Genomic DNA, 6,542 nt, shown 5'->3' on the forward strand with positions numbered 1-6,542 from the left:
TTGTGAAATTTTTGCTTGTTATATTTTTATCATTAAATGCCTTTGCACTTGGAACGGCTGATATCAAAAGTTATTTTGAAAAGGCTGAATATCCTAAAATTTGTAATCAAAAAATACAAGATCTTTTAAAAGATTCACAAAATGAAGAATTTCTTAATATCTTTGGTATATCTTGCTTAAAAACAAATGATATAGATAGGCTCGCTCTTCCGGCAGGCAAGCTATCAAAAACACAAAGTTCAAGAGAGAATGCAGCATATTTTGCAGATATATTGCTTAAAAAAAAGCTATTGCTTCATGCTATCTTGGATGGGGCTGATATAAGCTATATTAGGCTTCCAAAGAGCGATTACATTCTTTCATTTATATTTGATAAATTTGTCAAAAAAGAATACGTTGAGGAGCTTGGCGTATTTATTTTTGAAGAGCCAAATTCAGATACAAGATATGAGCTTAGTGCAATAGTTGGCACAAATTTTGCAAAAATGATTTTAAAAATTTTTAAAAATGACGATCTTACTTCGCAGATTGAGTATAGATAAAGAGAAGAGATGAATAATTTAGAAAATTTAACGCTAAAAACATTAGAGCAACTTAATAAACTAAATGATGAGCAAATTTTAAAGATTATAGAGATAAAAAAAATAAACGAAAAAAGTCTTTTGGCTATTTTGCTTGAAGAAAATATGCTAGAAGAAGAGATTTTTTTTGAAATTCTATCTGATATTTATAGAAGAGGACACACTGACATTGATGAAATTTCAACTAACCTTCAGATAGATCAAAAGCGCTTTATTCAATATGTATGTGATAAATTTAAAATCACATTTTTTGATCTTGATGATATAGATATCGACTACCGTATCAGTGAAAAACTAAGCACCTCGCAGCTAAAATCATATAACGCCATACCCGTAAAAGAAGACGAGATAAGCGTTTATGTTGCTTTTAAAAATCCTTTTGATGTGATCATTCAAGATAAAGTTCAAAATTTATTTAACAGAAAGCTATTAAAAGTAGCTTGCGCAGATCCAGCCCAGATAGAAAAATATATAAACAAAATAGCTCTTAATGAAAGCATAAAGGACGTTATTACAGAGATTAGAAAAGAGCTTTCAAGCTCTAGCAGCCAAGGGCAAAGTACAGAAAGCTCTGGAATTTTAAAGCTAATTGAGATAATTTTAAAAACATCTATTCAAAGCAGAGCGAGCGATATTCACATCGAGCCAACCGAGACAAACTGCATCGTAAGAAGCAGGATAGATGGCATGCTAAGCGAGACATTTATATTTGATAAAGATATCTATCCGCCGATGGTAAGCCGAATGAAGCTACTTTCAAATATGGATATCGCAGAGCGCCGTCGCCCACAAGATGGTAGATTTTCAGCTCAAATTTTAGATAAAGAGTACGATTTTCGTATCTCTACGCTACCTATCTTAAATGGCGAAAGCATAGTTTTAAGAATTTTAGACAAATCAAAAGTTATCATAAACATTGAAGACCTTGGTATGCATCCAGATAACTTTGCTAAGTTTAAAAAAAGCATGAAAGCGCCTTACGGTATCATCCTAGTTACTGGTCCGACAGGATCAGGAAAAACGACTACACTTTACGGTGCATTAAATGATATAAAAAGTGTAAAAACTAAGATTATTACCGTTGAAGATCCGGTCGAGTATCAGCTAAATATGATCCAACAAGTACATGTCAATGAGAAGGCTGGGCTTACTTTTATCTCGGCTCTTCGCTCTATTTTAAGGCAAGATCCAGACATTATTATGATAGGTGAGATCAGAGATCAAGAGACGCTTAGAATCGCGATTCAAGCAGCGCTAACTGGTCACTTAGTTTTTTCAACACTTCATACAAACGACGCTATTAGCGCTTTACCTCGTATGGTTGATATGGGTATTGAGCCATATCTAGTAAGTGGTGCACTAGTTTGCATCGAGGCTCAAAGGCTTGTAAGAAAGCTTTGTCCGTATTGCAAACAAAAAGTCACGCTATCTCAAAAAGCTCTTGATGAGATTAAGAAATTTCTTCCTGAAGATTATCAGTTTTATAAAAGCGTAGGTTGCCAACACTGCTCACAAACCGGATATCTAGGGCGTGAAATGATAAGTGAAATATTGTCTATCAGCGATCATATAGCAAGTATCGTAGCAAATAACGCTTCAAAAGAAGAGCTTAAAAAGGCCGCCTATGACGAAGGCTTTATAGATATGTTCCATGATGGCGTTATACGCGCAGCAAATGGTGTAACAACAATCGAAGAAGTATATAGAGTTGCCAAGATATGAAATTCTACGAAATAGAATATATAAAAGATGGCAAACGCCAAAAGATGAGCCTAAAGGCCAATAGCAAAAATGATGTAAAAAATCGTGCAAATATTCAAGGCATGATAGTAAAGATCAAAGAAACTCAGGTCTCAAGTATTAACAATGACTTTTTGGATTTACAAGAAAAATTTAACAAAATTTTTTCTTCTTCAAAAGTAAAAATTCCAGCTCTAGTCGCTACCATAAGGCAACTTAGCGTTATGACTAATGCTGGCATATCAATACATGATGGCATAAAAGAGACAGCAAATGCCACCGAGGATAAAAGGCTAAAAACAATATTTCAAACACTAGATGAAGACCTAAATCAAGGTGCAAGTTTAACTCAAAGTATAGAAAATTTTCAAGAAGAGCTAGGCGATGTCACTGTCGCCATGGTAAGGCTTGGAGAGAGCACTGGTAATATGGCCGATGCATTATCAAAGCTAGCTTCTATCTTGCAAGAAGTCTGGGATAACCAACAAAAATTTAAAAAAGCCATAAGGTATCCAATAACCGTAATATGCTCTATAATTTTGGCTTTTATCGTGCTCATGACATCAGTTGTTCCACAATTTCGAGAAATTTTTAGCCAGCTTAATGCCGATCTACCACTTCCTACTAAAATTTTACTAAACATTGAATACATAATGAGCAATTACGGCATATACATAATAGTTGTTCTTGTCGCATTTGCTTTTTTGCTTAAAAGGCAATATTCAAATGATGAAAATTTTAGGGATAAGGTCGATAAATACCTACTAAAAGTCTATCTTGTGGGCAAAATAATATTTTTTGCAAATATGAGTAGATTTAATCTAATCTTTACAGAGCTTGTTCGCGCAGGACTTCCTATCGCTGACGCGCTAGATACTGCCGTTGTAACTGTTTCAAATCAAGACATAAGAAATAAGCTAACTGCTGTAAAAGTACTGGTTGGCCGTGGCATAAGCTTAACCGAGGCCTTTAGGCAAACTGGGCTTTATGAGGGTATGCTTATACAAATGATAGGTGCTGGCGAACAAAGTGGTAGCTTAGATGACATGACACAAAAAGTTACTGATTATTATAGAGTGAAATTTAATGATATTATTGATAATATTTCAAACTATATTGAGCCGATACTACTAATATTTATCGCAGCTATGGTGCTTTTGCTCGCCCTTGGTATATTTATGCCAATGTGGGATATGGCAAAAGCTGTTAAAAATTAAATCTATATTTAAAGGAGTAAAATGTCTATAGAAAAAGAATATGGCGTTGATGAGAACGCATTTTTAGTTTCAAAAACAGATACAAAAGGAAGGATTACTTATTGCAACGAGCCTTTTTTAAATATCGTAGGAGTAAAACAAGGCGATCTCTTGGGAAAACCGCACAATATAATAAGGCACACTGATATGCCAAGAGTTATTTTCAAGCTACTTTGGGAACGCATACAAAATAAAGAGGAAATTTTTGCCTTTATTAAAAATAAAACTCTCAATGGTGGATTTTACTGGGTATTTGGCAATATCACAGCCTCGCTTGATCAGCAAGATAATATCGTTGGATACTATTCTGTTAGACGTAAGCCAAATGCAAAAGCAATAGAGATCATAAAACCACTTTATGCAAAATTACTTGAGCTAGAACGAGATGGCGGTATTGAAGCATCTAAAAAATATTTATTAAAATTTTTGGAAGAAAAATCAACAAGCTATGATGAATTTATAAACAACTTGCAAAGGTTCTAGATATGTTTAAGAAAAAATCAAATGCAATAAATGAGATTTTAAGTGTTGTCAAATCGGCAAGCAATGGCATACTAGAGCCTCGCATTGTAAATGTTGGAGAAAAGGACGAGATGTATGAAGTCGCCCTTGGCATAAATGATTTGCTAGATCAAGTTGAGGCGCTTCAACGTGAAATTTCAACCTCAGTCCAAGCTGCACAAAACTCAAAAACATATAGAAATATATTTGTAGAAGGGTTTAGGGGTTTATTTAAACGAAATGCCATATCTATGAGCAAGGGTGTCACAGGTATAAAAGACGGCCAAAAAAGCAAGGTTAGAGGTCTTCTATCAAGCGAGCTTGACAAACTTGGAAACGGTATAAATGGTATAAATTATGTAAGAGATGATCTAAATGAAAGTATCAAAAATTTAAGCCAAACAGCAACAGATGCTAGACAAACTGCACAAATAGCAAGAGAAAATATGTCAAACATCGTCGAACTTAGTCAAAACATGGGAGAGCTTGATGGTCTAGTACAAAGCTGCTCAAATGCTACTGGTATGCTAAGCACTAGGGCTTCTGAAATAAGCTCTGTTTTAAATTTAATAAAAGATATTGCCGATCAGACAAATCTGCTTGCTCTTAATGCCGCCATTGAAGCTGCTCGTGCAGGAGAGCACGGACGTGGTTTTGCGGTAGTTGCTGATGAGGTAAGAAAGCTAGCCGAAAATACACAAAAAGCCGCAAGCGATATAGAGGTCAATATAAAAACACTTCAGCAAGAGGTAAATGATATCGATGAAAATTCTAAAAAAATCGATGAAATTTCTAAGCTAACGACACAAAATGTAGAAAATTTCAAAAAGGTATTGAGCGAGTTTAATGCGAACGCACAAAATACTGCTCAAACATCAAAATATGTCGAAAATAAAACCTTTGCTATAATCGCAAAAATTTCGCAAATCGCTTACAAAACTAAAGTGTACTCTGATCTTATAAACGAACAAGGATACAGTGAGGAAATACGTAATTTAGCGCAAAGTCTACTAGATTGGTATGAGAACGAGAGTATAAGCGAACACAAGCAAAACAAAAATTTTGATAAGTCAAAAGAGCTTACATCGTCGCTAAATAATGAAATCAAACTCTTGCTCGAGAAGTCAGCCTCTGGCTACAACGAACAAAATTTGAATTATTTTGTTGATAAATCTAAGAAAATAGAAGATCTAAGCGAGCAAATTTTTACTTCATATAACGAAATTTTTAAAGATAAAAAATAAAGCAATAAATTATCTTTGATGTTTTTTGGGGTGGTCAAAAAATAACGCTTTTGCACCACCCTCTTTTAACTCACTAAATTTACATCCAAACTCAACGCAAAATATTCCAGAAGTTGGGATATTATCTATTGACGAATCGCTTAAATACTCGCAAATTTCGGTTATGCTTGGGTTGTGTGTGATGATAAAAATATCATCCAAACTCTCATCTATATTTTTGACAAATTTTAAAAGATCTTCAAAACTTATATCATAGAGCTCATCTATAAGACTGGTCTCTTCTTTAAATTTTAAAGTTTTGGCGATGATCTTTGCCGTTTGTTCGCACCTTTTAGCGCTGCTTGAAAAGATAGCCCCTGGCATCACATCATACATTTTTAGTCTATTTGCCATAAATTTAGCGTCTTCTTTGCCTTTTTGACTAAGCTCCCTTAAAGCATCTTTAGCTCCGTCTTTATTCTCATCAACCGCTTTTGAATGTCTTATGAAATAAATTTTACTCACTATCTCTCCTTTGAGAAATTCTTTATCAAGCAAAGCTCTTCTTTGCTAAATCCAGCTTTTAAGCGATCTTGCTCATTGATCTCTCTAACATTTTTAAATGAATTTGGATACAAACTTAAGATAATGTCAAAGTAGCTATTTTCATCAATGCCCTCTTTTTTGCAGGCAAATTTAAACCACTTATCACCCTTATAAACATGAGAGACTTCCTCTTTTAAGATAACTTTTAGGCACTCAATGAGCTCTTCATTTCCGCCCTCACCTTCGAGCCTTTTTATAATATGAGCGTTTGCATCAAGTCCATTTGCCTCCATATATCTTGGCAGTAGCGCCATACGGCTAGTTAGACTACTTGAAGTCTTTTGAAGTGCGATAAAAAGCCCATCATGCACACTTAGCTCGCCGTATCTACCGCATTGTTTTAAGAGCAAATTTTCTATCATACAAAAGTGTCTGATCTCATCTTCAGCTACTTCTAGCCAGTCTTCATAAAATTCTCTTGGCAAATTTCTAAATCTATAACAAGCATCAAGCGCGATGTCAATAGCACTAAATTCAATATGAGCTACCGAATGGATAAAATTTAAATTTTTATCCTTTGGCTTTACTTTTTTGTTTAGCTCTTTCATGCTAACTACTTCACAAAATTTTGCATAGCTAGGCGCTATTAGCTCGTTTGGTTTAGAGCTTTCGTAAAAATTTATATTAAAATCTCG

7 protein-coding genes are annotated in these 6,542 nt (G+C 34.5%); 5 read left to right on the forward strand and 2 right to left on the reverse strand.

Features of this window, described 5'->3' with window-relative positions; all coding sequences use genetic code 11:
- The 5 genes from F3H00_RS07800 to F3H00_RS10795 all read left to right on the forward strand — a co-directional run.
- On the forward strand, positions 1–542 hold a 542-nt coding region (locus tag F3H00_RS07800), incomplete at its 5' end, for a hypothetical protein (RefSeq protein ID WP_188115659.1).
- Between the two features lie 9 nt (positions 543–551).
- Positions 552–2,303, forward strand: a complete 1,752-nt coding sequence (locus tag F3H00_RS07805) for a GspE/PulE family protein (RefSeq protein WP_148798591.1) — start codon at positions 552–554, stop codon at positions 2,301–2,303.
- Entirely contained in the window at positions 2,300–3,538 is a 1,239-nt protein-coding gene (locus F3H00_RS07810; protein WP_072594213.1) for a type II secretion system F family protein, read from the forward strand. The genes F3H00_RS07805 and F3H00_RS07810 overlap by 4 nt, the downstream gene beginning before the upstream one ends.
- A 21-nt stretch (positions 3,539–3,559) precedes the next feature.
- Positions 3,560–4,060, forward strand: coding sequence for a PAS domain-containing protein (locus F3H00_RS07815; RefSeq protein ID WP_103618488.1), 501 nt, complete (start codon positions 3,560–3,562; stop codon positions 4,058–4,060).
- Positions 4,061–4,554: 494 nt separating this feature from the next.
- A complete protein-coding gene (locus F3H00_RS10795; RefSeq protein ID WP_410470411.1) occupies positions 4,555–5,322 on the forward strand; it encodes a methyl-accepting chemotaxis protein in 768 nt (255 codons plus the stop codon).
- Positions 5,323–5,331: 9 nt separating this feature from the next.
- Here F3H00_RS10795 and F3H00_RS07825 read toward each other — a convergent pair whose 3' ends face one another.
- Positions 5,332–5,826 carry a SixA phosphatase family protein gene (locus tag F3H00_RS07825; RefSeq protein WP_103641092.1) on the reverse strand — a complete coding sequence of 165 codons (495 nt, stop codon included), beginning with the start codon at positions 5,824–5,826 and terminating at the stop codon, positions 5,332–5,334.
- The coding region (locus F3H00_RS07830; RefSeq protein WP_149703810.1) for a ferritin-like domain-containing protein at positions 5,826–6,542 on the reverse strand (717 nt) is incomplete at its 5' end. The genes F3H00_RS07825 and F3H00_RS07830, both read right to left, overlap by 1 nt.

Source organism: Campylobacter concisus (assembly GCF_902460845.1).
Lineage (GTDB): Bacteria > Campylobacterota > Campylobacteria > Campylobacterales > Campylobacteraceae > Campylobacter_A > Campylobacter_A concisus_X.

Coding starts and splice junctions, on each gene's coding strand:
- F3H00_RS07805 (WP_148798591.1), top strand. CDS start 552: ATGAATAATTTAGAAAATTTAACGCTAAAAACATTAGAGCAACTTAAT.
- F3H00_RS07810 (WP_072594213.1), top strand. CDS start 2,300: ATGAAATTCTACGAAATAGAATATATAAAAGATGGCAAACGCCAAAAG.
- F3H00_RS07815 (WP_103618488.1), top strand. CDS start 3,560: ATGTCTATAGAAAAAGAATATGGCGTTGATGAGAACGCATTTTTAGTT.
- F3H00_RS10795 (WP_410470411.1), top strand. CDS start 4,555: ATGGGAGAGCTTGATGGTCTAGTACAAAGCTGCTCAAATGCTACTGGT.